The organism is Winogradskyella litorisediminis, assembly GCF_042675765.1.
Classification (GTDB): domain Bacteria; phylum Bacteroidota; class Bacteroidia; order Flavobacteriales; family Flavobacteriaceae; genus Winogradskyella; species Winogradskyella litorisediminis.
The window spans coordinates 57,338-80,820 of the sequence record NZ_JBHTJL010000012.1; the positions used below are offsets into that span (position 1 = coordinate 57,338).

General features: G+C 32.6%; 27 protein-coding genes. 10 read left to right on the top strand and 17 right to left on the bottom strand.

Annotated elements, in window-relative coordinates; all coding sequences use genetic code 11:
* Nucleotides 1–44: 44 nt before the first annotated feature.
* From porD to ACFQ1Q_RS10340, 6 genes are all read right to left on the bottom strand, one after another.
* Nucleotides 45–932: a type IX secretion system protein PorD gene (gene porD, locus ACFQ1Q_RS10315; RefSeq protein WP_386130878.1), complete on the bottom strand. Its 888-nt coding sequence runs from the start codon at nucleotides 930–932 to the stop codon at nucleotides 45–47.
* Nucleotides 925–2,136 (bottom strand): bifunctional phosphopantothenoylcysteine decarboxylase/phosphopantothenate--cysteine ligase CoaBC, encoded by a 1,212-nt coding sequence (gene coaBC / locus ACFQ1Q_RS10320; protein WP_386130881.1) that lies wholly within the window; start codon nucleotides 2,134–2,136, stop codon nucleotides 925–927. Before coaBC ends, porD begins: the two co-directional genes overlap by 8 nt.
* 9 nt (nucleotides 2,137–2,145) lie before the next feature.
* Nucleotides 2,146–2,475: a DNA-directed RNA polymerase subunit omega gene (locus ACFQ1Q_RS10325; RefSeq protein ID WP_386130883.1), complete on the bottom strand. Its 330-nt coding sequence runs from the start codon at nucleotides 2,473–2,475 to the stop codon at nucleotides 2,146–2,148.
* A gap of 11 nt (nucleotides 2,476–2,486) precedes the next feature.
* Nucleotides 2,487–3,287 (bottom strand): outer membrane protein assembly factor BamD, encoded by an 801-nt coding sequence (locus ACFQ1Q_RS10330; RefSeq protein WP_386130886.1) that lies wholly within the window; start codon nucleotides 3,285–3,287, stop codon nucleotides 2,487–2,489.
* 107 nt (nucleotides 3,288–3,394) lie between these two features.
* Nucleotides 3,395–4,279 carry a 4-hydroxy-tetrahydrodipicolinate synthase gene (gene dapA, locus ACFQ1Q_RS10335; RefSeq protein ID WP_386130889.1) on the bottom strand — a complete coding sequence of 295 codons (885 nt, stop codon included), beginning with the start codon at nucleotides 4,277–4,279 and terminating at the stop codon, nucleotides 3,395–3,397.
* Entirely contained in the window at nucleotides 4,279–4,797 is a 519-nt protein-coding gene (locus tag ACFQ1Q_RS10340) for a DUF6913 domain-containing protein (protein WP_386130891.1), read from the bottom strand. The genes dapA and ACFQ1Q_RS10340 overlap by 1 nt, the downstream gene beginning before the upstream one ends.
* 69 nt (nucleotides 4,798–4,866) lie before the next feature.
* Between ACFQ1Q_RS10340 and ACFQ1Q_RS10345 the strand changes: the two genes are divergently transcribed.
* Entirely contained in the window at nucleotides 4,867–5,628 is a 762-nt protein-coding gene (locus ACFQ1Q_RS10345) for a 5'-nucleotidase C-terminal domain-containing protein (RefSeq protein WP_386130894.1), read from the top strand.
* Between the two features lies 1 nt (nucleotide 5,629).
* Nucleotides 5,630–6,544 carry a bifunctional metallophosphatase/5'-nucleotidase gene (locus ACFQ1Q_RS10350; RefSeq protein ID WP_386130897.1) on the top strand — a complete coding sequence of 305 codons (915 nt, stop codon included), beginning with the start codon at nucleotides 5,630–5,632 and terminating at the stop codon, nucleotides 6,542–6,544.
* A gap of 16 nt (nucleotides 6,545–6,560) precedes the next feature.
* On the opposite strand, the gene ACFQ1Q_RS10355 is transcribed toward ACFQ1Q_RS10350, so the two are convergent.
* From ACFQ1Q_RS10355 to ACFQ1Q_RS10375, 5 genes are all read right to left on the bottom strand, one after another.
* Nucleotides 6,561–7,310, bottom strand: coding sequence for a hypothetical protein (locus tag ACFQ1Q_RS10355; RefSeq protein WP_386130899.1), 750 nt, complete (start codon nucleotides 7,308–7,310; stop codon nucleotides 6,561–6,563).
* A 113-nt stretch (nucleotides 7,311–7,423) separates the two neighbouring features.
* Nucleotides 7,424–9,418: an NAD-dependent DNA ligase LigA gene (gene ligA / locus ACFQ1Q_RS10360; protein ID WP_386130902.1), complete on the bottom strand. Its 1,995-nt coding sequence runs from the start codon at nucleotides 9,416–9,418 to the stop codon at nucleotides 7,424–7,426.
* Nucleotides 9,419–9,455: 37 nt separating this feature from the next.
* Complete coding sequence (locus tag ACFQ1Q_RS10365) at nucleotides 9,456–10,037, bottom strand: LOG family protein (RefSeq protein WP_386130904.1); 582 nt, start codon at nucleotides 10,035–10,037, stop codon at nucleotides 9,456–9,458.
* A complete protein-coding gene (gene prmC / locus ACFQ1Q_RS10370; protein ID WP_386130907.1) occupies nucleotides 10,038–10,931 on the bottom strand; it encodes a peptide chain release factor N(5)-glutamine methyltransferase in 894 nt (297 codons plus the stop codon).
* Between the two features lie 2 nt (nucleotides 10,932–10,933).
* Nucleotides 10,934–11,425: a GNAT family N-acetyltransferase gene (locus ACFQ1Q_RS10375; protein WP_386130910.1), complete on the bottom strand. Its 492-nt coding sequence runs from the start codon at nucleotides 11,423–11,425 to the stop codon at nucleotides 10,934–10,936.
* Between the two features lie 72 nt (nucleotides 11,426–11,497).
* Between ACFQ1Q_RS10375 and ribD the strand changes: the two genes are divergently transcribed.
* The 4 genes from ribD to ACFQ1Q_RS10395 are packed head-to-tail and all read left to right on the top strand — an operon-like array spanning nucleotide 11,498 to nucleotide 14,571.
* Entirely contained in the window at nucleotides 11,498–12,502 is a 1,005-nt protein-coding gene (gene ribD / locus ACFQ1Q_RS10380) for a bifunctional diaminohydroxyphosphoribosylaminopyrimidine deaminase/5-amino-6-(5-phosphoribosylamino)uracil reductase RibD (RefSeq protein WP_386130912.1), read from the top strand.
* Nucleotides 12,495–13,061, top strand: a complete 567-nt coding sequence (locus ACFQ1Q_RS10385; RefSeq protein ID WP_386130915.1) for an HAD family hydrolase — start codon at nucleotides 12,495–12,497, stop codon at nucleotides 13,059–13,061. Before ribD ends, ACFQ1Q_RS10385 begins: the two co-directional genes overlap by 8 nt.
* Nucleotides 13,062–13,102: 41 nt before the next feature.
* Entirely contained in the window at nucleotides 13,103–13,963 is an 861-nt protein-coding gene (locus ACFQ1Q_RS10390; protein WP_386130918.1) for an EamA/RhaT family transporter, read from the top strand.
* Nucleotides 13,963–14,571: an IMPACT family protein gene (locus ACFQ1Q_RS10395; RefSeq protein ID WP_386130921.1), complete on the top strand. Its 609-nt coding sequence runs from the start codon at nucleotides 13,963–13,965 to the stop codon at nucleotides 14,569–14,571. The genes ACFQ1Q_RS10390 and ACFQ1Q_RS10395 overlap by 1 nt, the downstream gene beginning before the upstream one ends.
* Here the strand turns inward: ACFQ1Q_RS10395 and ACFQ1Q_RS10400 are convergent.
* Nucleotides 14,566–14,973, bottom strand: a complete 408-nt coding sequence (locus ACFQ1Q_RS10400; protein ID WP_386130924.1) for an acyl-CoA thioesterase — start codon at nucleotides 14,971–14,973, stop codon at nucleotides 14,566–14,568. The genes ACFQ1Q_RS10395 and ACFQ1Q_RS10400 overlap by 6 nt on opposite strands.
* A gap of 209 nt (nucleotides 14,974–15,182) precedes the next feature.
* Here ACFQ1Q_RS10400 and dnaA point away from each other — a divergent pair, with 209 nt between their 5' ends.
* From dnaA to ACFQ1Q_RS10415, 3 genes are read left to right on the top strand one after another with little or no spacing between them, the layout of a single operon-like run.
* Nucleotides 15,183–16,610, top strand: coding sequence for a chromosomal replication initiator protein DnaA (gene dnaA / locus ACFQ1Q_RS10405; protein ID WP_386130926.1), 1,428 nt, complete (start codon nucleotides 15,183–15,185; stop codon nucleotides 16,608–16,610).
* Between the two features lie 18 nt (nucleotides 16,611–16,628).
* Nucleotides 16,629–17,102 carry a low molecular weight protein-tyrosine-phosphatase gene (locus ACFQ1Q_RS10410; RefSeq protein ID WP_386130929.1) on the top strand — a complete coding sequence of 158 codons (474 nt, stop codon included), beginning with the start codon at nucleotides 16,629–16,631 and terminating at the stop codon, nucleotides 17,100–17,102.
* A gap of 30 nt (nucleotides 17,103–17,132) precedes the next feature.
* Complete coding sequence (locus ACFQ1Q_RS10415; RefSeq protein WP_386130932.1) at nucleotides 17,133–17,840, top strand: SAM-dependent methyltransferase; 708 nt, start codon at nucleotides 17,133–17,135, stop codon at nucleotides 17,838–17,840.
* 11 nt (nucleotides 17,841–17,851) lie between these two features.
* On the opposite strand, the gene ACFQ1Q_RS10420 is transcribed toward ACFQ1Q_RS10415, so the two are convergent.
* The 5 genes from ACFQ1Q_RS10420 to dapF form a co-directional block, all read right to left on the bottom strand.
* Complete coding sequence (locus ACFQ1Q_RS10420) at nucleotides 17,852–18,508, bottom strand: peptidoglycan-binding protein LysM (RefSeq protein WP_386130935.1); 657 nt, start codon at nucleotides 18,506–18,508, stop codon at nucleotides 17,852–17,854.
* Between the two features lie 104 nt (nucleotides 18,509–18,612).
* The gene (locus ACFQ1Q_RS10425) at nucleotides 18,613–19,518 is read right to left on the bottom strand and encodes a DUF2279 domain-containing protein (RefSeq protein ID WP_386130937.1); all 906 of its coding nucleotides are present in this window, start codon (nucleotides 19,516–19,518) and stop codon (nucleotides 18,613–18,615) included.
* Nucleotides 19,519–19,520: 2 nt separating this feature from the next.
* Nucleotides 19,521–20,564, bottom strand: a complete 1,044-nt coding sequence (gene mltG / locus ACFQ1Q_RS10430) for an endolytic transglycosylase MltG (protein WP_386130940.1) — start codon at nucleotides 20,562–20,564, stop codon at nucleotides 19,521–19,523.
* 4 nt (nucleotides 20,565–20,568) lie between these two features.
* Nucleotides 20,569–21,090 carry a GNAT family N-acetyltransferase gene (locus tag ACFQ1Q_RS10435; RefSeq protein ID WP_386130943.1) on the bottom strand — a complete coding sequence of 174 codons (522 nt, stop codon included), beginning with the start codon at nucleotides 21,088–21,090 and terminating at the stop codon, nucleotides 20,569–20,571.
* Nucleotides 21,084–21,863, bottom strand: coding sequence for a diaminopimelate epimerase (gene dapF / locus ACFQ1Q_RS10440; RefSeq protein ID WP_386130946.1), 780 nt, complete (start codon nucleotides 21,861–21,863; stop codon nucleotides 21,084–21,086). The genes ACFQ1Q_RS10435 and dapF overlap by 7 nt, the downstream gene beginning before the upstream one ends.
* A 124-nt stretch (nucleotides 21,864–21,987) precedes the next feature.
* On the opposite strand from dapF, the gene ACFQ1Q_RS10445 reads away from it, so the two are divergent.
* Complete coding sequence (locus ACFQ1Q_RS10445; protein WP_386130949.1) at nucleotides 21,988–23,412, top strand: trypsin-like peptidase domain-containing protein; 1,425 nt, start codon at nucleotides 21,988–21,990, stop codon at nucleotides 23,410–23,412.
* Nucleotides 23,413–23,483 lie beyond the last annotated feature (71 nt).

A 23,483-nucleotide genomic window follows, 5' to 3' on the forward strand; every position in this document is an offset into this window, starting at 1 on the left:
AAGCTACACTTTGAAATTAACAATGAAAAACGGAAACGTAAATTTTAGAATTTTATCTTTTTCCACTTAGAACCGTGGATTGGTGCAATTTTATTTAGTGCATTAACTAAGCTCGAAATCTGTACACTTGGACCACCTGAAAAAATGCTGGTAATCTCATTAGCTTTTGAATCAAAAAAGACGCGCATTAAGAACGAATTTGGTCTTCGACCATGCATTTTCTGCAAGTCTAAAATTGACTTTGACACTTCTTGCTTTCCAGTTTTAACATCCTTAAACATTAAATCTAATCCATTTCTATGATAAGTATACATAGAGCTTCTAAATTCCTTATAGGTTGGTGACAACATATTATCAATAAAAGCAAAACGAGATTGAAGTCCGTCTTCTAATTTCCAACCTGGTCCGCCTGTTCCGGCAGAATAATTAACTATGGTCTGCGCTTGTCTAAAATATTCATCGCCTCCATTAGCATCAAATGTATCTGCATCCATACCCAACATCATATAAATATGAAAGGTTAAAACAGAAATTAAATTAGACTCAAACTGATTATCATTGAATACTAAATTTTGAAATTCTAAATATCTAAATTGAAAATCTTTGTCATTAAACGTGTAAACTGGTGTACTATAGGTAGAGCCAAAAACAGGTCTTGAAGATTGCACTTGTAATGTTGCAGAAAAAGCATCATTGTTGTAACTCTGCACATTTATAACCATACTACAATTAATACGCTCTTGCGTTTTGTACTTTTTGTCTGTCCATTGTGTGTTGTTAATAAACTCGTTTAATTGACGCTCTAATGTTTTAAAAACTTGGTTATTATCATTACCAGTTTGTTGAGCTACAACACTTACGGTACAGTTTAATTCTTGTGCAATTCCAATATTAGAAATCAAAAGAAAAAATAAAAATATGTATTTATGCATTTATCTGCTTTAGTATTAATTGAAGTAAATCTTTAGCAACATCTGCTTTAGATTTTAAGTCGTTTTCTATAACCTCGTTAGATTTGGTTATAAATGTAACTTTATTTGTCGATACTCCAAAACCAGCGCCTTTGTCTCGTAATGAATTTAAGACAATTAAATCTAAATTTTTCGATTGCAATTTTCCTTTGGCATGCTCTAATTCATTATTAGTCTCTAAAGCAAAACCTACTAAAAATTGATGTCTTTTTTCGGCACCCAAAGATTTTAAAATATCCTTCGTTTTTTCTAACTCTAAGGTTAACGTCTCACCTGCCTTTTTTATTTTCTGAGCAGCAACATCTTTTGGCTTATAATCAGCTACGGCTGCAGAAAGAATTGCAATATCCGAAGTTTTATAATATCGATGCACCTCATCATACATGTCTTGTGCACTTATAACTGATTTTACATCAATTAGAGAGTGAGATACTGATTCTTTTGTTGGTCCAGAAACTAAAATAACCTCAGCGCCTAAATTGGCTGCAGCTTTTGCTATTTCAAAACCCATTTTACCGCTTGAGTGATTTCCAATAAATCTTACTGGGTCAATTGCTTCGTAAGTTGGACCTGCCGTAATTAATACTTTTTTGCCTTTTAAAGGAAGTTGACTTAAAATATCGGATTCAATAAATGATACGATATCTTCTGGCTCAGCCATGCGACCTTCTCCTACTAATCCGCTTGCCAACTCGCCGCTAGTTGCAGGAATCATAGTATTACCAAAACTTGCAAGTTTCTTAAATGAGTGTTTTGTAGACTGGTGCTTGTACATGTCTAAGTCCATGGCTGGAGCAAAATATACTGGGCATTTTGCCGATAGATAAGTTGCCAACAATAAGTTATCACAAGTGCCATTTACCATTTTAGACATGGTGTTTGCTGTTGCCGGAGCAATGACAAATAAATCTGCCCATAGTCCTAATTCTACATGATTATTCCACACAGCTTCATCATCTTCTTCATTTGTAAATGACGAAAAAACTGGATTTTTAGAAAGTGTAGAAAGTGTAAGTGGTGTTATAAAATCCTTAGAAGCAGGTGTCATCACTACTTTGATTTTGGCACCTGCTTTTATGAATTGTCTTACTAGATGTGCTGTTTTGTAGGCCGCAATTCCTGCGGTAACACCTAGTAATATATTTTTGTCTCTAAGAATAGACATTAAAATTTGTTATTCCTGAGTGTCTTCCTCAGTATTTCTATGGTAAATCTTATTATCTAACCATTCTTGCACAGCCAAGGCATGTGGTTTTGGTAGTTTTTCATAGAATTTAGATACCTCAATTTGCTCTTTGTTTTCAAAGATTTCTTCTAAGCTATCGTTGTAAGTTGCAAACTCTTCAAGTTTATCAACTAATTCTCTACGGATGTCAGTATTAATCTGCTCAGCACGTTTAGAAATTACAGAGATTGCTTCGTAGATATTATCTGTAGGTGCATCAATTTCATTTCTGTTGTAAGTAATCGTAGATGCAGGTGCGTCTGTCTTTTTTAAATCCATTTGTATAATGATTAACTTTTAATCTCGTTGTTTGTTCTTTCTTTTTCTAACGCTTCTTTTAATTCGTTAGCTTCTTCTAAGTATTTTGTATTTGGAAATGCCTTAAGAAGTGTTTTGTAATCTGCCAAAGCTAGCGCAATACGTGCATCTTTTAACTCTGGAACACTTAAAACAGCTAAATTATATTCTGAATTAAATCTGTAATATAGCGCATCTTCTTTTAATGAACTTCCTGGAAAATCTAATAAGAAATTATTAAATGATTTTATAGATGCTTTATAATCGTAAATTCTATTGTACTGTTTTGCAATTTCAAATGCTTTTTTCTCAAGCTTAAAGTCTAATTCCTTTACCAGTACATTAGCTTGTTCTGCATACTCAGAATTTGGGTAGGCATTAATAAACAATTGTACTTTTTCTATGGCTTTTACAGTTTCCTCTTTATCCTTAGAATAAATAGGTGATTCTTCATAATAACTTTTAGCTGATAAAAAAGCTGCTTCTTCAGCTTTTTCGCTATTTGGATATGATTTTACAAACTGCTCAAATCTATAACCCGATAAATAATACTGCTCCAATTTGTAAAAACACATCGAATGCATATACATTAGTTTTTCGGCTTGAGGTTTACCTCTATATTTTGGTACAATTTGCTCGAATAATCTGTTGGCCTTTTTATATTTACCTTCATTAAAAAGCTCCTCACCTTTTTTATATTTTAAAGCAATATCCTCAGATTTCATGACTTTTTGAAAGTCACTACAAGAGTTTAATACCAAAACAGAAAGTAATATGTAAACTAATTTTCTCATAAAATTAAAACAGTGTGCAAAAGTATGCAATATTAACGGATTTTAAAAACAAATATTTTGTCTAAAATACACGCTAAAATAAGAGCACTATATAAATTAAAAGAAGTTTAACGTTTACCGAGTCTGTTTAACTCTTTTGATATTTCTTTTTTTAGTTTATCGGTAGCCTCAACTAATGGTAAACGGACATAAGAATCGCTGATATTAAGACTTTTTAATACTGCTTTGATTCCTGCAGGATTGTTTTCAGAAAATATCTGATTTGTAATTGTCATTAATTCAAAATGAGTAGCAAAAGCAGCATCTGCATTTTTAGCAATACCATTTCTAATCATTTCTGAAAACTCTTTTGGTAAACCTTGACCAATTACAGAAATTACACCCGAACCACCTGCCAAAGCAACACTTAACGCTATATCATCATCTCCTGAAATAATATGAAAATCTTTAGGCTTTGACTTTAACAGTTCTAAATACTGACCTAGATTGTTTCCTGCTTCTTTTACTGCAATTATGTTTTCAAAATCATTAGCCAATCGCAATATGGTTTTTGGCTCCATGTTTTTTGAAGTACGTCCAGGTACATTATATAATATAATTGGTATAGGACTTGCTTCTGAAATTGCCTTAAAATGCTGATAGATGCCTTCTTGAGTTGGTTTACTATAATATGGAGAAACTGAAAGAATAGCATCTATTTGAGATAAATTTGTAGAATTAATTTCTTCAATAACAGCGCTTGTATTATTGCCGCCAATTCCTAAAACAAGAGGTAATCTCCCACTATTTACTTTAATTATAAAATCGGTAATTTCCTTTTTTTCCTTGGCTGTAATAGTAACGCTTTCGCCTGTCGTGCCGCTAATAACTAAATATTCAATACCATTATCAATATTATAGTTTACCAACGTTTCTAATGCATCAAAATCTACAGTTAAGTCTTTTTTAAATGGTGTAATTAAAGCAACACCTGTACCTACAAATTTGGTCATTATATCTTATTTAATATGGTTAAGTATTTTTTTAATTCTGTTTTAAACACATCAAAATTATTTATTGATACGTCAATGATTAAATCGTAAAGTCGCTCATCTTTATTTGAAATTCCGACTTTAAAAGCTGCCTTTGACATCGCTGCAATTTGCCTTAATTCAATATCATCTCCCAAAAAATAACAAATTAATACATCAAACTGGGTATTTGTAAAATCTTGAAGTGCTGTATTTTTTAACTTTCCTCGCCATCCAAAATCTTTAACAGTAAAACTTGTATCTAAAAAATTTTCTTGTTGCGCTTTAACATCAATAAAAGAGAAAAATCTACGGTCTAGAGATTTCACATTTAATTCGTCTAAAAGTGAATTAACAGCCTCATAATTTGCAAATTCTGAATGACTTAACAAAACACCGACTGAAGTAATACGACCTTCGACACTCGTCATCTGTCGCTTTGCTAAGGTTTTTTCAATAAATTTTTGATTTGATTTTTCTTTTAATCCTTTTAAAAACATCTATCTTTAGACTTTGTACAAATTTAACAAAAGCAGCATCATATCCATTACTATTTTATAAGTTAATACATGAAAAAGCAACTCCTTTTCTTGGCTCTTACTTTTGCTATTTTAAGTGCTTGTAAGCAAGAATATTCTACTACTAAAATTGAAGGGAAAAGAATCTCTATCTCAGATTCATTAGCGACTAATCCAGAAATTGAAAATTTTATAAAACCTTACCGAGAAAGTGTTGAGCGCGATTTGGACAGCACACTCGCCTACTCAGTGGATACATTTTCTAAATCCGATGGTGACTTAAATACCGCAATTGGAAATTTTATGGCTGATGCCGTTTACGACATGTCAAACCCTATATTTGAAAAGCGCACCGGTAAATCTATAGATATGGTATTATTAAATCATGGTGGTATACGGTCAATAATTTCAAAAGGAAATGTTACAAGCAGAACAGCATATCAAGTAATGCCGTTTGACAATGCTGTTGTTGTATCTGCAATGAAAGGAAATCAAGTTAATGATTTAATTGATTATTTAGCAAGCGGAAAACGCGCGCATCCAATTTCAAAGCTTAAATTAATTTTAAATGCTGATTACTCAATAAGTGAAGCCAAAATTAAGGGCGAACCAATTGATATTAATAAAACTTACTATGTAGCTACAAATGACTATCTATATAATGGTGGCGATAGAATGAGTTTTTTGAAATCTAAAGACACCGTTTATAATCTCGATTATAAGATTAGAAATGTGTTAATTGACTATTTTAAAAAAATAGACACACTAAAACCCGTAATTGACGATAGATTTACTCAGATAAAAGACAACTAAAATGAAACGCAGAACTTTTATACAACAAACTACAGCAGCAAGCGCATTAATTGGTTTAGGCAGTTTAACACTGTCGTCATTTCAATCTCCTAATACTAAAAAAATTACCATTTTACATACTAATGATGTACACAGTCATATAGACCCTTTTGGTCCTGATGATGGTCGAAACGCCAATAAAGGTGGTATTGCAAGACGAGCATCTTTAATTGAATCAATCAGAAAAGAAAACCCTAATACATTACTCTTAGATGCTGGAGATATTTTTCAAGGTACACCTTATTTTAATTACTACGGTGGTGAGTTAGAGTTTAAACTCATGAGTATCCTTAAGTACGATTTAGCAACTATTGGTAATCATGATTTCGACAATGGAATTAACGGATTGTATAAACAATTACCTCATGCAAATTTTGAGTTTGTTTCTGCTAATTATGATTTTACAAATACAGTTTTAGACACACATGTAAAACCCTACAGAACATTTATAAAAGATGGCGTTAAAATTGGAATATTTGGTTTAGGTATAGAGCTAGATGGCTTAGTTGGTAAAGATTTATATAAAGAAACGATTTATAATTATCCCGTAGAAATTGCACAAGATATGTCTCGTATTCTTAAAGAAGAAGAAAAGTGCGATTTGGTGATTTGCCTTTCTCACATTGGTTATTTCTATAAAAAGAATCCAGACCGCATTTGCGACTTAAAATTGGCGCGCGAAACGAAAGATATTGACTTAATCATTGGCGGTCATACACACACTTTTTTACCAAAGCCAACAATTGAAAAAAATAGCGCAGGTAAAAATGTACTAGTAAATCAAGTTGGGTGTTATGGATTATATTTAGGACAAATAGATTTCTACCTACAAGAAGGTAAAGAGAAAAAAGCAGACAGTACTACAATTATAGTCTAGAAAGTTCTTAACTAATTTAGCTTTTGTAATCTAGAAAATTAAATTCTGGCTGTTTTTCGTGTTTTAGGCAAGCTTGTGAATAGAAGAAGCCAAAAGCTAGAACCATAAAGAATGAATAAATTGCTGCCAAGTGTGGCAAATCTTCTATATAGTAATATGCAAGTTGAAGCATTTCTGAAAAGAAAATCAACATACAACCAATTAAAAACAATATAGATTTGTTATCGCTCTTATCCATATAATTTATAAGTGCTACAGACAGCAATGTCATTATTACAACATTATACAAAAATTCAGTAATGTATTCATAAGCTGAAAGTTGATTTTGAGCAGTTTCCGTTATCAAAGTAACGCAAAAAATACTAAGCACTATCAGAATAATAATTGTAACAGGGAAGTTCTTTAGTATTTTTTTAAATCTCATTGTTAATACACAGCGAAGAATTAAGAAAAAATAAGCTAGCATAAAAAAAATATTACCGATGTAATAAGTATAATCAATAGAACCAATATACATATCAACAAAATTGCTTAAAAGTGCAATAAATTCTGATAGTCCAAAAAAAATAAGAAACAACAAAAAATAAGGCTTTTGTTTTTTTATAGCCTTTTTCTGTCTAACATAAAGAATCGTGAAGACAACAAGTAGTAGAGTACTTGTTAAATCAATATAAAGTATATCTTGAAAAATACTAAAAAATATAAAAACAAGGCTTAAAATTATTAGACTAATTTTAAGTAATCGATTAATAATCATTTTATTCAATAATAATAGCTTAGAGCAATTATAAAACAAAATTATCTTTTAAACGAATTAAATTGCATTTAATCGATAAAAAACTTTAAAATTTAAGAAAAAAACGGTCTAATTAATTTAAATTAAGAAATCATCGCTAAGAATTGGTCTTCGGTTATAATAGAGATAGATAGATTTTCTGCTTTAGTACGTTTACTCGGCCCCATTTTATCACCTGCCACTAGATAATTTGTTTTAGAAGAGATTGAAGATGAAACTTTTCCACCATTATCTTCAATTAATTTTTTAAGCTCATTGCGAGATACTTTTTCAAAAACACCCGAAACTACAAATGAATTACCTGATAATTTGTTAGTTTGATTTGCTAATTTTTCTGCTGAAATTTCAAGCTGAACACCATAAGATTTTAAACGGTGTATTGTCTGAATATTCTCTAACGACGAAAAGTAATCTACAACACTCTCGGCAATACGTTCTCCTATTTCGTCAACAGACGTCAAATCTATTATGTTTGCTGTCAATAAATTATCGATAGATTTATAATGCTTAGCTAATTTTTTAGCTACAGTCTCACCAACATATCTAATACCGAGTGCAAACAAAACGCGCTCAAACGGAATTGTTTTTGATGCTGCAATACCATTTACCAAATTTTCTGCGCTTTTTTGTGCCATACGTTCTAATGGCAACACATCTTCTATAGTCAATGTATATAAATCAGCATAATTGGTAATCAATCCTGCATTTACCAATAAAGCAACTGTCTCGCCACCCAAACCATCGATATCCATCGCTTTTCTTGAAATAAAATGCTGTATTCTTCCTATGATTTGTGGCGGACAACCAGATTCATTAGGACAATAATGTTTTGCTTCACCTTCCGGTCTTACGAGTTCTGTCTGGCATTCTGGGCAGTTTGTAGCATATTGAGTTAGCTTAGAATTTTCTGGTCTTTTGGTTAAATCAACAGCTATAATTTTCGGAATGATTTCACCTCCTTTTTCTACAAAAACTTCATCACCTACTCTAATATCTAGTTTTTCAATTTGGTCTGCATTGTGAAGCGAAGCTCGTTTTACGGTAGTTCCTGCCAATTGCACAGGTTCTAAATTTGCTACTGGCGTTATTGCACCAGTTCTTCCTACTTGATACGTAATTTCGTTTAAACGTGTTGAAACTTGCTCTGCCTTAAATTTATAAGCCATTGCCCAACGTGGCGCTTTTGCTGTAAAACCTAGTTCGTCCTGCTGATACAAACTGTTTACTTTTATAACAATACCATCAATTTCGTATGGTAAATTATGACGTTCTATATCCCAATAATCTACAAACTGTAAAACCTCATCAATAGAATTTACCAATTTGGCCTCGCTTGGTACTTTAAAACCCCATTCTCGGGCTTTTTCTAAGCCTTCAAACTGTGTTGAAATATTTAAATTATTTCCTTTAATACTGTACAACAAACACTCTAAAGGACGTTTTGCCACTTCAGCACTATCCTGAAGTTTTAAACTTCCAGATGCTGTATTTCTGGGGTTTCTGTAAGGCTCTTCGTCATTGGCAATACGCTCTTCATTCATTTTAAGAAAACCTTGAATCGGTAAAATTATTTCTCCTCTAATATCAAAACGTTCTGGGTAATCGCCCTTAAGTTGCAGCGGCACCGTATTAATAGTTTTTATATTTGCTGTAACTTCATCACCTTGCACGCCATCGCCACGAGTTACAGCTCTAACTAATTTTCCATTTTCATAAGTTAAACTTATGGAAGCACCGTCATACTTTAGCTCACAAGTATATTGAATATCGCCATCAACCATTTTTTTTATACGATTTTCCCAATCCAATAAGTCTTCTTTGGAATAGGAATTATCTAAAGAATACATTCTAAAATCATGAACAACCGTATTAAAATTCTTGGTGATTTCTCCACCAACACGCATTGTTGGCGAATTTTCGTCAAAAAACTCAGGATATTGCTCTTCTAGAGCTTGAAGTTGTTTCAGTTTTACATCAAACTCAAAATCTGAAATACTTGGATTATCAAGAATGTAATAATTATAATTGTGCTGACGAAGCTCGTCTCGAAGTGTTTGAATTTGTTCTTTAATGTTCATTGGTAAATCTTTAATTGCAACTCATCAATCATAATTTCTACAGTCGCTCTGTGTTTAACCACTTTGGTTTTGGTAATGGTACAAAATTTTCCATTTTTTCTAAAAGACCATCAATTGTTTCGTCAATGACGATTGCATCAAAATTATCTTGATTTAAAAATCCTTTATCCACCATTGTTTTGCATTGTTCTATAAGTGCATCGTAATAGCCATTGCTATTTAATATTCCAATAGGTTTTGTGTGCAGCCCCAATTGTCCCCAAGTAGAAATTTCAAAAAATTCGTCCATTGTACCAAAACCACCAGGAATTACCATAAAGCCATCACTTTTCTCATACATTAACACTTTTCTGTCGTGCATATTTTCTGTGACTATAAGTTCTGTAACCTCCTCGTTTACAATTTCCTTAGTTTTAAGAAATATGGGAATAATACCAATGGTTTTACCTTTGCCATTAATCACTTCATCTGCAACAACTCCCATGATTCCTATTTTAGAACCGCCATAAACCAATGCTATGTCTCTTGTTACTAATTCCTTTCCCAAATGTTTTGATTGTGTAATGATTTTTTCGTCATTACCTAAACTACTTCCACAAAAAACGGCTATACTTTTCATCTATAATTTTCTTCCTTTTAGCATTCGGTCATTGGTATTTAAATCTTTAAGCAATTGAATTTCAGTAAAATTGGCATCAATCAATAATTGCTTTGTTTCTTTTCCAAGATACTGATTGATTTCAAAATAAAGTTGCCCATTTGCTTTTAATATTTCCTCTGCAAAATCTACTATTGTTTTATAAAAAAGTAGCGGATTGTCATTATCTACAAAGAGCGCCAAATGTGGCTCATAATCTAAAACATTAGGTTGAATTTCAGCTTTCTCTAAATTTCTAACATATGGAGGATTGGAGACTATAATGTCAAAAAAAACTTTCTGTCTCTGCGATACATCTTTCTCTATGGGAAAGAAATCATTTTCGCGAAAATTGAGAATATCAGCTTTTATAAAAGTAACGTTAACATCATTTAATTTTGCATTTTGCTTTGCTATTTGTAAAGCTTCTTTACTAACGTCTAGAGCATAAATTTTGGCTTTTGGTAAATGTTTTGCTAATGAAATTGCAATACATCCCGAGCCTGTGCCTATGTCTAAAATTTTCAAAGATTCTTTATTTTGAATTTTAGCGTCTTTAATAATCAAATCCACCAATTCTTCCGTTTCTTGACGTGGAATTAACACATTATCGTTCAACTTAAATTGTAATCCATAAAATTCGGTTTCACCAAATATATATTGAATTGGTTTTTGTGTTTTTAATTCATTTAAAACCGAAAAAAACGTATCAACTTCAGATTTTGATAATGTAAATTCTGGTTCTAAATTAAGATGAATTCTAGGTACATCCAAGTAATGCTCCAAACACAAATAGAAGAATGACGCCACTTCATTTTTATCGTAAATGGCACCTAATTCGGTATAAAAAATTTGTTTTAGGTCGAGTGCTTTCAAACTTACAAATCTTTAAGCATCCAAACGGTACATGAGTAATGACCAGTATTTCCCATTGGTGCGCCAATAGATTTAAAACCAAATTTACGATACAATTTTCGGGCATCATCCATGTATGGCATAGTTTCTAAATAACACTTATCGAAACCAGATTTTTTGGCAAAATCGAGACATTTTTGCATCATTTCACTTCCTAAACCTTTGCCTCTTGCTTCTGGCATAAAGTACATTTTTTGAAGTTCGCAAATGTTGCCTTCATAATTGTCTAATGGAGAAATTCCTGCGCCACCGATAATCTCTTCGCCTTTTGCCACAACAAAATAGGCTTTCTTTTGTTTATCGTAAGTTTCGGTCATGCAATCTAAGGCTGCATCTTCATAAGCGGTACCTACTTTTGGCACGCCAAATTCGATTAAAACACTACGAATAGCTTTGGCGATTTTTGGATTGTCTTCGTGCTGTATTTCTCTTATCGTGATTTTATTTTCGCTCACTTTAAAGTCTTATTTTTGTGTTTCAAATTTAATGAAATTCAATAGGTTTTTAGGTTGAATTTTACTCGCATTTTGAATACGACTGAACTCTACATAAAGCGCGCCTTACAGATTGCCAAAAATGGATTAGGAACAACACGACCAAATCCTATGGTTGGCGCTGTGATTGTTTGCAATGACAAAATCATAGGCGAAGGTTTTACAAGCGCTTATGGTGGAAATCACGCCGAAGTAAACGCCATTGCATCTGTAAAAGACATAAGCCTTTTGAAAAAAAGCACACTTTACGTCACTTTAGAACCTTGCTCTCATTTTGGAAAAACGCCGCCTTGTAGTGATTTAATCATTAAGCATAAAATTCCTGAAGTGGTGATCGGTTGCCTGGATGACAATCCGCAAGTTGCGGGTAAAGGCATTGAAAAACTTAAAAATGCGGGTTGTAAAGTGACTGTTGGCGTTTTGGAAACCGAATGCAAAAAACATCACAAACGTTTCTTTACTTTTCATAACAAAAAACGACCGTATATCATTTTAAAATGGGCAGAAACCGACGATGGTTTTATTGCGCCAAAAACAAAAAAAGAGCAAAAACCAGTTTGGATAACAAACCCATATTCTAGACAATTGGTCCATAAATGGCGTACTGAAGAACAAGCAATTTTAGTGGGAACTAATACGGTTTTACAGGATAATCCTAGTCTAACGGTTAGAGATTGGAAAGGCGAAAATCCAATTAGAGTTGTTTTGGATAGACGTTTAAAATTGGATAAGAATTTTTTCGTTTTTAATGATAATGCTGAAACTATTGTTTTATCAGAAGCAAACATTGATTTTAAAAATTCTATTGCGAAAGATATTTGTAATACGTTATTTAAAAAAAACATAAACTCAGTAATCATTGAAGGTGGTGCAAAAACGCTTCAAACTTTTATAGATGAAAGTCTTTGGGACGAAGCAAGAGTTTTTAAAGGTAAAACCAAATTTAAAGAAGGTACAAAAGCACCTATTTTTAGAGGTAATTTGGTTTCAAAGGAAAAAATTGCTGATGATATTTTAAGAATCTATACCAATGATTAAAACTCTAATTTTCGATTTTGGCGATGTGTTCATCAACCTTGACAAACAAGGTGCAATGGATAATGCGCTTCAGCTTTTTAATTTAAAAGAATTTGAAGCTGATATGATTGAAACCAATAAAGCTTACGAAATTGGCAAAATAACAACGGATGTGTTTTTATCCTTTTATTGTTCGAAATTTCCAAAATTATCAAAATCTGAAATTACAGAAGCTTGGAACTTTATTATTAAAGACTTTCCTGAGTACCGTTTGGATTTCATTCAGCAATTGGCAAGAGAAAAAAAATATAATTTAATATTGCTAAGCAACACAAACGAGATGCATATTAATTTTATAAAGCAAAATGTATCATTTTATAATGAGTTTAAAAATTGCTTTGATAAATTTTATCTCTCACACGAAATTCATTTAAGAAAACCAAATACAGATATTTATGAGTTTGTATTAAATGAAAATAATTTGAATGCTGAAGAATGTCTTTTTATTGATGATACCAAGGAAAATACTGAAGCTGCAAAAACCTTAAATATAAACACTTGGAATATTGACGAAACTTGAGTAGACGTTATTAATCTATTCAACATTAAAAAAGAACTCTTTTGATATATTTAGCGCTCAGCATTTTAGCTTCTACGGGAATATTTATTCTTTTTAAGTTATTTAAAAAATACAATATTGATACTTTACAAGCTATTGTGGTTAATTACATAACCGCATGTGCTGCAGGGTTTCTACATTACAATCAAAACATAAATTTAAATAGCATTAAAAACACAACTTGGTTTTATGCGGCAATAGGCTTAGGTTTCTTATTTATCGCAATATTTAACGTTATGGCCCTAACAGCGCAACGCAACGGACTTTCTGTTGCTTCTGTAGCCAGTAAAATGAGTGTTATCATTCCTGTAATTTTTGGTATTTGGGTCTATAATGAAGGTGTTGGCGCTCAAAAAATTATCGGAATTATTTTAGCGTTACTAGCCGTTTATCTAAGTTCTATAAAATCAAGCAGATTAAAAGCGCAACAAAAAGAAAAAGCTACCATTTGGTTACCCATTATTTTGTTTTTAGGTTCTGGCACTATTGATACGTCTATTAATTATTTTGCTCCAGACGACAGTATCCCATTATTTTCAGCAACTATTTTTGGATTTGCTTTTATCATAGGTTGTGCTGTTCTACTTTATAAATCAGTAAAATTTAAAAAGTATTTTAGCCCAAGAAGCATTCCACTAGGATTTGCATTAGGACTTGTAAATTATGCGTCAATATTTTTTTTATTAAAAGCACTTCGCATTGAAGGTTTAGAAAGTTCTGCTTTGTTTACAATAAACAATGTGGCTATTGTTGCAATTTCAACCTTAGTTGGTCTTTTAGTTTTTGGTGAAAAAATTTCGAAAACCAATTGGGTTGGCATATCTCTAGCACTTGTCTCAATTGTTTTAGTTACTTTGGCATAATGACAAAAGATGATACTTACAAAACCATAAATAACCCTTCTGAAGAAGTATTGTTTAAAGACAAAAACAGTAAGTTTTTTGGTTTTGCATTTCCTGTAAAAACAGAAGATGACATCAAAAACTGTATAGAAGAATTGAAAAAGCAACATTATGCAGCAAGACATTGGTGTTACGCCTATCAATTAGGAATAGAAGACATAAAATACAGAGCAAATGATGATGGCGAACCGAGCAATTCTGCTGGTATGCCTATATATGGACAAATACAATCCTTTGACGTTACCAATATTTTAATTGTGGTTGTCAGGTATTTTGGAGGCGTAAAATTGGGGGTTGGCGGTTTAATTAATGCTTACAGGACTGCTGCGCAAATGGCTTTAGAAAATTCTAAGATTGTTGAGAAAACCATTGATTTAAATTTTAAAGTTCAATTTGCATACAAGCATATGAGCCGCATTATGCGAATTATTAAAGATTATGATGCTAAAATAGAGTCTCAAAAACTTGAGCTTGATTGCAATCTAACAGTTTCAGTTAGAAAAGGAAATGCTGACGCTTTGTATAAATCCGTAAAATCGTTTCATGACATCAGCATCAAAAAACTATAAGGTATTTTCTGTCAATTTTTTCATTAAATAATCAGGGCAACGCGTTGGTCTGTTTCGTTTCATATCTACAAAAACCAAAACGGTATTTCCTGTTGCAATTAATTCTTCATTTTGATTAATCAATTCATAATCAAATTCTATACGAGCCTTAGGTAAATTTTTTATTGAAGTTTTTACCGTTAAAATATCATCGTATTTAGCTGAATTTTTATACTTAATTTCTAATGAGATTACAGGTAACATTATACCGTTATCTTCCATGGATTTGTAGGTGATTCCGTACTGACGCAGCCACTCGGTTCGACCAACTTCAAAATACGTGGCATAATTGGCATGATATACAACGCCCATTTGGTCTGTCTCGCCATAGCGTACTCTAATTTTTGTTTCTGATTTATACATAAGGTTATAGTCGATTTAGATAAAAAAGTTGTAATTTTAAAGAGAATTGAACATGAGAAAAAAATTCTCGAAAAACTAATCGATTTCATTTTTTTTTTCACTTTTTTGTTCACATATTTGTCTGGTGCAAAATAAACCACTTATAGAACATTTCGGTTTCTATTTTTTTTGCGCCACTAACTATCAATTATAAAAATTTAATTCTTAATATGGATGTAACGGCTCAATCGGTCTGGAGCAATTGTCTCTCTTTTATCAAAGATAATATTCAACCTCAAGCCTATAAAACTTGGTTTGAACCTATTGTAGCTGTTAAGTTGACTAATAATGCTTTAAGTATTCAAGTGCCAAGTAAGTTTTTCTATGAGTGGCTAGAAGAGCACTACGTTAAAATACTAAAAGTAGCCTTAACTAAAGAGCTTGGGGAAGACGCTAAGCTGGTTTATGTCATTAAGATGGAAAATACTTACGGTAACAGACAACCATTTACCGAGCGTATTCCAAGTTCTAACAGAACAGCCGTAAAATCTCAAGAGGTTGATGTGGCGTTTAACAACAAGAATCCTGAATTAAAAAACCCATTTGTAATCCCTGGAATAAGAAATGTAAAGATTGAGTCTCAACTTAATCCTAACTATACGTTTGAAAATTTCCTAGAAGGCGATTCTAACCGCTTAGCACGTAATGCAGCCATCGCTGTTGCTAACAAACCTGGAGGAACGTCTTTTAATCCGCTTCTTATTTTTGGAGGTGTTGGTTTGGGTAAAACGCATTTGGCACATGCTATTGGTGTTGATATAAAAGATAAATATCCTGAAAAAACAGTTTTATATATTTCTGCTGAAAAATTTACACAACAATATATTGACTCTGTAAAAAAGAATAACAGAAATGACTTTATTCACTTTTATCAGATTATTGATGTACTCATCATTGACGATGCACAATTCTTTTCTGGTAAATCAGGTACGCAAGATGTGTTCTTCCATATTTTTAACCACTTACACCAAAATGGAAAGCAAGTTATTTTAACAAGTGATAAAGCGCCTGTTGATATGCAAGACATTGAGCAACGTTTGTTATCTCGTTTTAAATGGGGATTATCTGCAGAATTACAAAGTCCAGATTTTGAAACGCGAGTTTCTATTTTAGAAAACAAACTCTATCGTGATGGTGTTGAAATGCCAGACGAAATCATTGAATACGTTGCAAAACACATCAAAACAAATGTGAGAGAGCTTGAAGGTGCCATAATTTCTTTAATAGCACAATCCTCTTTTAATAAAAAAGAAATTACACTTAATCTAGCAAAAGATATTGTAGAGAAGTTTGTAAAAAACACAAAGCGCGAGGTGTCTATAGATTACATTCAAAAAGTAGTTTCAGATTACTTCCAAATGGATGTCAGCACATTACAATCTAAAACACGTAAGCGTCATATTGTACAAGCTAGACAATTAGCTATGTTTTTTGCAAAAAAATACACAAAAGCTTCATTGGCAAGTATTGGTTCGCAGATTGGACAGCGAGACCACGCAACAGTATTACATGCTTGTAAAACTGTAGATAACTTATCCTCTACAGACAAGCAGTTTAGAAAATATGTTGAAGATTTAGCTAAAAAGCTAACGCTTTAATTTCACTTATTTTTTTATATGAATTCTCAACCATCTAAAACTAGAATTTTAATGGTTTGTTTGGGGAACATTTGTCGTTCACCATTAGCTCATGGTATTTTAGAATCTAAACTCCCATCAAGAACATACTTTATTGATTCTGCCGGAACATCAAATTATCATATCGATGCCCAACCAGACAAACGCTCTATTGCCGTTGCAAAAGAAAATGGTTTAGACATCACTTCACAAAAAGCGAGACAATTTACAATTTTAGATTTTGAAGATTTTGACATTATCTATGCCATGGATAAATCAAACTATCAAAATATTTTGGATTTGGCACAATCTGAAACGGACCGTTTAAAAGTAAAACTTATACTAAATGAAAATCCATCAATTAAGGATAAAAATGTGCCAGACCCTTATTATGGAGGTGATTCTGGTTTTGAGTATGTGTTTAGAATTTTAAATGAAACTTGTGAAATTATAGCAAAACGTTTGCTTAAATAATTTACCATTTGTATTTGTTATATTTGAGATATGAAAGGCAAACTCTATCTTATACCTACACGACTTGGTGATAATCCACCTCTTGAAGTTTTACCACTTTCAATAAAAAAAATAATTGAACAACTTGACGATTACATTGTTGAGAACGAAAAAACAGCTAGACGTTTTATAAAGCGTGTTGTTCCCAATAAATCACAACCAAAACTTCGTTTAAAAGTATTAAATAAATATACAGACGCTAGCGAATTGCCTTCTTTTTTAAAACCTTGTTTAGAAGGAAATTCTGTAGGAATTTTATCTGAAGCTGGGTGTCCAGCAATTGCTGACCCAGGTGCAGATATTGTAGGAATTGCTCACGAATTGGATATTAAAGTTGTTCCACTTGTAGGTCCTTCATCAATTTTATTAGCCTTGATGAGCTCTGGATTAAACGGACAAAGTTTTGCCTTTAATGGGTATTTACCAATAGATAAAAATGAGCGTAAAAGAGAAATTAAAACTTTAGAAAAACGGTCTGCAGATTTAAATCAATCGCAATTATTTATAGAAACGCCATACAGAAATAATCAAATGTTAGCAGATTTAGCAGCAACACTTCAACCAAACACAAAAGTGTGTGTGGCTTGTGATTTAACGCTTCCGACAGAGTTTATAAAAACTAAATCTGCAAAAGAATGGAAAAACAATACAGAAGACCTCCATAAGAGACCTGCAATGTTTATCCTTCATAAAAAATAAAAAAAAACTAATTAAATAGTCACTTTAGCGCGACGGTCTGGCTTGATAAAAGACGTATCGTAACCCGCAAAACGCTTCATGTAGTAGCGTACTGTAGATCCATAGCCATCTGCAAAATTAGTTTTTCCGTAGCTTCTTAAAAACTTTTTAACGCTTCCGGCACCTGCTAAGTGAGCAGCAGCAAGAATTCCAGATTCAGTAACTTCTACTCCACCTATTTTTTTACCAACAAAACGCTTAATGTCTTTTCTTAAAATCCACTTGTTTCGTTTTGTATTAGCGATGAAAGCTTTTTCTTGAAGCTCAGGTGTATTTAAAAAGTATGTCGGATTGTGTATACCTATCATTTTTAGAGTTTCCTTACCAAATTGGTATTTCCCTAAATATCCATAAGTATTCACAGTAAAGTAATTGCCTTGAGATTCTTTAAATGCAATAGCTTCTTTAAAAGCTTCAAAAGATTTTCCCAAATAAGGCGTAAAAACTTTGTCTTCTTTCTTTTCCTTTTTAGTTACCATCGCATATTGCTTTGGCGCATCAAATTCTAAATCAATACCATCTGTAGAATAATCTTCTGGATTAAGAATCGCAGATGGATAAAGCGCTATTGCAATTAATAAGCATATTGCAAAAGGAACTACTACTTTAGAAAATATTTTATTTTTCATATCACTAAATTTTAAGAAAAACCAATTAAAAAATAGGTTTTTTAAAATTCGCTGCAAATATACAAAAAAATAAATAGTTCTGAAAACCAACACTTTAAACTCGACTAAAAGTAGATATAATGGGCTTTAACACCATTTTTTCCGTTAAACTCCAAAGTGGGCATTGGTACTTTTAGAGTATTAAAAACGCTAAAAAGTGTTTTTAGCGCGTTAGAATTTGTCTTAATTCGAGTTAAATCGATATCAAAACTCAAATAAAACTGACGATATCTATCTTGGTTTGACAACGTAAAATTATCATCGCGTCCCGTGAGCATTCCTTCTGCACCATAGCCAATAGCAAGATTTAACCAATTGGGAATAAATTTTGTTTTTAAAAATGAATTTAGATTAAAACTGAGCCAATACGTTTGCCCATTATAGTCTTTTAAAAACTCTTCTGAGAAACCATTGCCTAATTTATTTGGGTTTTGTGGTGCAAATTCGGTGCGATTGAACGAATATTTTAGAGCTATTCGTTGTTCTTTCCAAAGGAGTTCTTGGCCAAGATACAATCCTGTTCCTCCGGCATTAGCTAACATATCGCCCCAAGAAAATCCCCATTCTTGAGAAAAACCATCAAAAACCTCAACCGTAGTTAAAAAGGCAAAACCTAAAGTAGACCCATAAATAAGTTGGTCTTTTTTTGAAACGCCAGCCCAATTTAAAGTCTCTGCGCCAATACGACCAAGCTGGTATGATGCGTATACATGCCCAAGTTTGTCCATTTGTAACCATTGACTATTGTCATTGGTGGTTCTAAAGTTTGAGCGCTCAAAATCTGAATACCACAATTGGTCTAAAGCGACTAATGTAAGACCACCTAAAGCGGCTTGAGAGATGATAACAGTATTTCGTCTAGAAATATTTAGACTATCGCTAGGTTTTAAAAACTGATTGAATTGCGATTGAGATAAAGCCGAAATGCCCCACAGAAGCCAAAAAACGATATTGAGGTGACGAAATATCAAAATTATCGTCTAATGCCTTGTTGGTCTAAATATTGATGATAAGCTCGTGCATTATTATTGTGCTGACTTAAACTTTTAGCAAATCTATGAAATCCCGGTTTTTTTGGGTCAGCAGCAAAATATAAATAATCGTGTTTTTCATAATTCAACACCGCATCAATCGCTGATAAATCTGGCATTGTAATCAATCCTGGAGGTAAACCTCTGTATTTATAAGTATTGTAAGGAGACTCAATATCTTTATGAACGTTAAGCACACGCTTGATTATGGTGTTTTTATATTTTGGCAACTGATACGCTGCAAATTTTATAGTTGGGTCTGCTTGTAAAGGCATACCAATTTTTAATCGATTGATATAAACACCTGCAACACGCGGCTGTTCAGATTTTTGTTTTGACTCTTCATAGACAATAGAGGCCAACGCCATAACTTCATCCTTAGTAAAATTAAGAGCTTTGGCTTTTGCAACTCGGTTTGGAGTCCAAAATTTATCGTACTCAGACTTCATGCGTTCCACAAACTTATTGGCTGAAGTATTCCAAAATATTTGGTAGCTATTTGGTAGGTACATACCTAAGGCAGTTTCCTTTTTAAAACCAGAAGATTTTAAAAATTTTTCGTCAGTCATAGCTTCTAACAAATTTGTACTGTCAGCATCAATTTGAGATGCTATTCTTCCTGCTAACGCTTCTAATGAGGCTTGATTATTAAAAGATAATTTTACTGGTATATTTTTACTTCTTATGGAATTAATAATTTCATTATTATTCATTCCTTTTTTTATCTTGAATTTACCAGATTTTACATTAGACGTGTATTTTTTCTGTGTGGCTAAAGCATCAAAACTGTCAATATCATCTAATATTGGGATGAGTTGCGTTCTTACGTTTTGATAAGTATCATCATTTGAAATATAAATATAGGTTTCCTCTTCTTCGAAATTTGTATTTGGACTAAACATTGCATTGTAAATATAAAACGCGAAGTAGCCAAAGATAACTAAACCAATTAATGCTATTGCCCAAAGTATTTTTTTAATGTACATTATACTATTTTATAAGTTGAAGAAGGTATTCATTTGCAAACCCTTCGTTTGTAAAATTCCAATCTTTTTTTAGTCCTACAATCTCAAAACCATTGTTTTTAAAAAGTTTTAGACTCTCTGTATTATTTTCAGAAATATTACAGAATAACTGATGCAGCTTCAAATGAGTAAAGCAATAATTTATAAGTAAAGCTAGTGCTTCGCTGCCATTACCCTTGCCTCTATTTTCAGCATCTAAAATAACAATACCAATGCCTGCACGCTTGTTTTTAAAATCACATTCAAATATATCTATTAACCCTAATGCTTCATTTCTATAGTTTGAAATCACCAACCGCAATTGCTTGGCTTCGTAAATATCTTGGTGTGCATTATCGAGGTATTGTTTTATTAAAAAACGCGAATATGGCGTTTGCGTATGACTTAAATGCCAGATATTTTCGTCATTTTCTATATGGTACACAAATTCTAAATCCTCAGGTTCTAAAGCACGTAAAAATATATGTTCGCCTTTAAGTGTTACCATTCTATTTCACCTTTAAAGACTTGTTTTGCAGGACCAACTAACCAAATATCTGAATATTTGTCATTTTCGACAGTAAATGAAATGCTTAAATCACCACCTTCTGTTTCTACCGTTATGTGTTCAGCATTTGTTTTTCCACTTTTATGCATTGCTATTGCAACTGCGGTTACGCCAGTTCCGCATGATAACGTTTCATCTTCAACGCCACGCTCATAAGTTCTGACTTTAAATTTTGAATCTGAAAGTTGTTTTACAAAATTAACATTACTTCCAGCAGCATCATAAAACGAACCATATCTAATGTTTGCACCGTTTTCTTTTACATTAAGACCTTTCAAATTCTCCACCAACTCTACATGATGTGGAGAACCTGTATTTAAAAATAAATGCGATTCAAACGTCTGTATGTCGTCAACACTCTGCATTTGTAGTTTTACGATTCCGCTTGCAATTTCGGCTTTGTGCAAACCGTCAATAGCTTCAAAAGTGGTTTCATTTTTTATGACTCCAAGGAAATTTGCGAAAGCCACAATACATCTACCACCATTACCACACATACTGCTTTCATTTCCGTCTGCATTAAAATACACCATCCTGAAATCTTGCGTTGGATGGTTTTCTAAAAGGATTAATCCGTCAGCACCTATGCCAAAACGTCGGTCGCAAAGTTTGGCAATATTTTTGAAGTTAGTTTTATCAAAAAATAACGACCGATTATCTATGATAACAAAGTCGTTTCCGGTGCCTTGATATTTGTAAAATTGTATGCTCATAATTGAGAACAAATATAACAATATTCCACCGTAAACTTTGGTGTTAAATCGTCGTTAAAGTTGAATTTACAGTTCAATAAATAAATAATTTTAAACGTTAAAAAGAAACTTAAAACTGAAAACTATGAAGAAGATTTTGACATTAGTGTTTGTTTCGGCATTAGGTGGATTACTAACCTTAGGAGGTTATAAGCTATTTGTTGAGGATACACAATCTGAAATTACTGCAGAGCAACCCAACTCACAATTACCTATTTATGTACCTACGTCTAGTACTAATGCGTTACTTAAAGAAGACGAAAGACCCGATTTAATAACAGCTGCAGAAAAAACTATTGACGCAGTTGTACACGTTAAAAACACACAAATTAATAGAAGACCACAAACCTGGGAAGATATTTTTAGCAATCGTCGGGTGGAGCGAAAGCAATTAGCAGGCGCTGGCTCTGGTGTAATTATTTCACCAGATGGTCATATTGTAACAAACAACCACGTTATAAGTGGTGCGGTTGAAATTTCGGTAACGCTTAACAACAACCGAACATACATGGCCAAACTAGTTGGTACTGACGAAAAAAATGATATTGCTTTATTAAAAATTGACAGTGACGAAGACTTGCCTTTTGTAACTTTTGGCGATTCAGATGCTACACGAATAGGCGAATGGGTTTTAGCTGTCGGTAATCCTTTTAATTTAACCTCTACAGTTACTGCTGGAATTATCAGTGCTAAATCGAGAGATTTGCCGGGCGGACGCGGACAATCATTTATACAAACTGATGCTGCTGTAAATCCAGGAAATTCAGGTGGCGCCTTAGTCAACGTCAACGGTGAATTGGTAGGAATCAATACTGCAATTACATCACAAACAGGTTCTTACATTGGTTATTCGTTTGCAGTACCAAGTAATATTGCTCGTAAAATCATAGAAGATATTATGGAATATGGCGATGTGCAAGATGGTATTTTGGGTGTTAATGGTTTAGCTCTTAATAGCGAAGCAGCAAAACAACTAGATATTGACGAAACTGAAGGTTTTTATGTAAGTAGTGTTGAAAGCGAATCTGGTGCTGAGGTTGCTGGAATTACAGAAGGAGACATTATAAGACGATTGGATAATGTTGAGATTAATAAATTTTCAGATTTAAGTGGTTACTTAAAAACAAAAAGCCCATCTGATATTGTTAGTGTTGAAATTTTACGAGACGGTGATATAAAGACTATACCTGTTATTCTTAAAAAACGCGAAAGTTTGTATGTAGAATTTATGGATATTCAATTTAGAGACATTCCTCAAAAAGCAAAAGACAAATATGATGCGCTATCTGGTGGCGGTGTTGTTATCACGGAGAACAAAAATAGCTTTTTATACCGTGATGTAGGTTTACGACGAAATTTTGTAATTACTGGTATTAACGATATTCAAATTAAAAATTTAGATGACATTAAAGCCATGAAAGAAAAGTTTGGCGATAACTATTCTAAAGAAATAAAAAAATTGGAATTTTTAGATGATAATCTTCAACGAAAAGAAATTTTGTTTAGATAAATTATCCTTAATTACTAATAAACAAAACCCTTTAAGATGAAAAATTTTGAAGGGTTTTTATTTTTATAAAA

Bases quoted from the DNA above. Each gene is read 5' to 3' on its own strand.
- ACFQ1Q_RS10400 (WP_386130924.1), bottom strand. From the start codon at position 14,973: ATGTATAAATCAGAAACAAAAATTAGAGTACGCTATGGCGAGACAGAC.
- porD (WP_386130878.1), bottom strand. From the start codon at position 932: ATGCATAAATACATATTTTTATTTTTTCTTTTGATTTCTAATATTGGA.
- ACFQ1Q_RS10385 (WP_386130915.1), top strand. From the start codon at position 12,495: ATGATTAAAACTCTAATTTTCGATTTTGGCGATGTGTTCATCAACCTT.
- ACFQ1Q_RS10410 (WP_386130929.1), top strand. From the start codon at position 16,629: ATGAATTCTCAACCATCTAAAACTAGAATTTTAATGGTTTGTTTGGGG.
- ACFQ1Q_RS10350 (WP_386130897.1), top strand. From the start codon at position 5,630: ATGAAACGCAGAACTTTTATACAACAAACTACAGCAGCAAGCGCATTA.
- ACFQ1Q_RS10325 (WP_386130883.1), bottom strand. From the start codon at position 2,475: ATGGATTTAAAAAAGACAGACGCACCTGCATCTACGATTACTTACAAC.
- ACFQ1Q_RS10420 (WP_386130935.1), bottom strand. From the start codon at position 18,508: ATGAAAAATAAAATATTTTCTAAAGTAGTAGTTCCTTTTGCAATATGC.
- ligA (WP_386130902.1), bottom strand. From the start codon at position 9,418: ATGAACATTAAAGAACAAATTCAAACACTTCGAGACGAGCTTCGTCAG.
- ACFQ1Q_RS10330 (WP_386130886.1), bottom strand. From the start codon at position 3,287: ATGAGAAAATTAGTTTACATATTACTTTCTGTTTTGGTATTAAACTCT.
- ACFQ1Q_RS10345 (WP_386130894.1), top strand. From the start codon at position 4,867: ATGAAAAAGCAACTCCTTTTCTTGGCTCTTACTTTTGCTATTTTAAGT.
- ACFQ1Q_RS10340 (WP_386130891.1), bottom strand. From the start codon at position 4,797: ATGTTTTTAAAAGGATTAAAAGAAAAATCAAATCAAAAATTTATTGAA.
- ACFQ1Q_RS10435 (WP_386130943.1), bottom strand. From the start codon at position 21,090: ATGGTAACACTTAAAGGCGAACATATATTTTTACGTGCTTTAGAACCT.
- dapF (WP_386130946.1), bottom strand. From the start codon at position 21,863: ATGAGCATACAATTTTACAAATATCAAGGCACCGGAAACGACTTTGTT.
- dnaA (WP_386130926.1), top strand. From the start codon at position 15,183: ATGGATGTAACGGCTCAATCGGTCTGGAGCAATTGTCTCTCTTTTATC.
- coaBC (WP_386130881.1), bottom strand. From the start codon at position 2,136: ATGTCTATTCTTAGAGACAAAAATATATTACTAGGTGTTACCGCAGGA.
- ACFQ1Q_RS10415 (WP_386130932.1), top strand. From the start codon at position 17,133: ATGAAAGGCAAACTCTATCTTATACCTACACGACTTGGTGATAATCCA.
- ACFQ1Q_RS10395 (WP_386130921.1), top strand. From the start codon at position 13,963: ATGACAAAAGATGATACTTACAAAACCATAAATAACCCTTCTGAAGAA.
- dapA (WP_386130889.1), bottom strand. From the start codon at position 4,279: ATGACCAAATTTGTAGGTACAGGTGTTGCTTTAATTACACCATTTAAA.
- mltG (WP_386130940.1), bottom strand. From the start codon at position 20,564: ATGTACATTAAAAAAATACTTTGGGCAATAGCATTAATTGGTTTAGTT.
- ACFQ1Q_RS10445 (WP_386130949.1), top strand. From the start codon at position 21,988: ATGAAGAAGATTTTGACATTAGTGTTTGTTTCGGCATTAGGTGGATTA.
- ACFQ1Q_RS10365 (WP_386130904.1), bottom strand. From the start codon at position 10,037: ATGAAAAGTATAGCCGTTTTTTGTGGAAGTAGTTTAGGTAATGACGAA.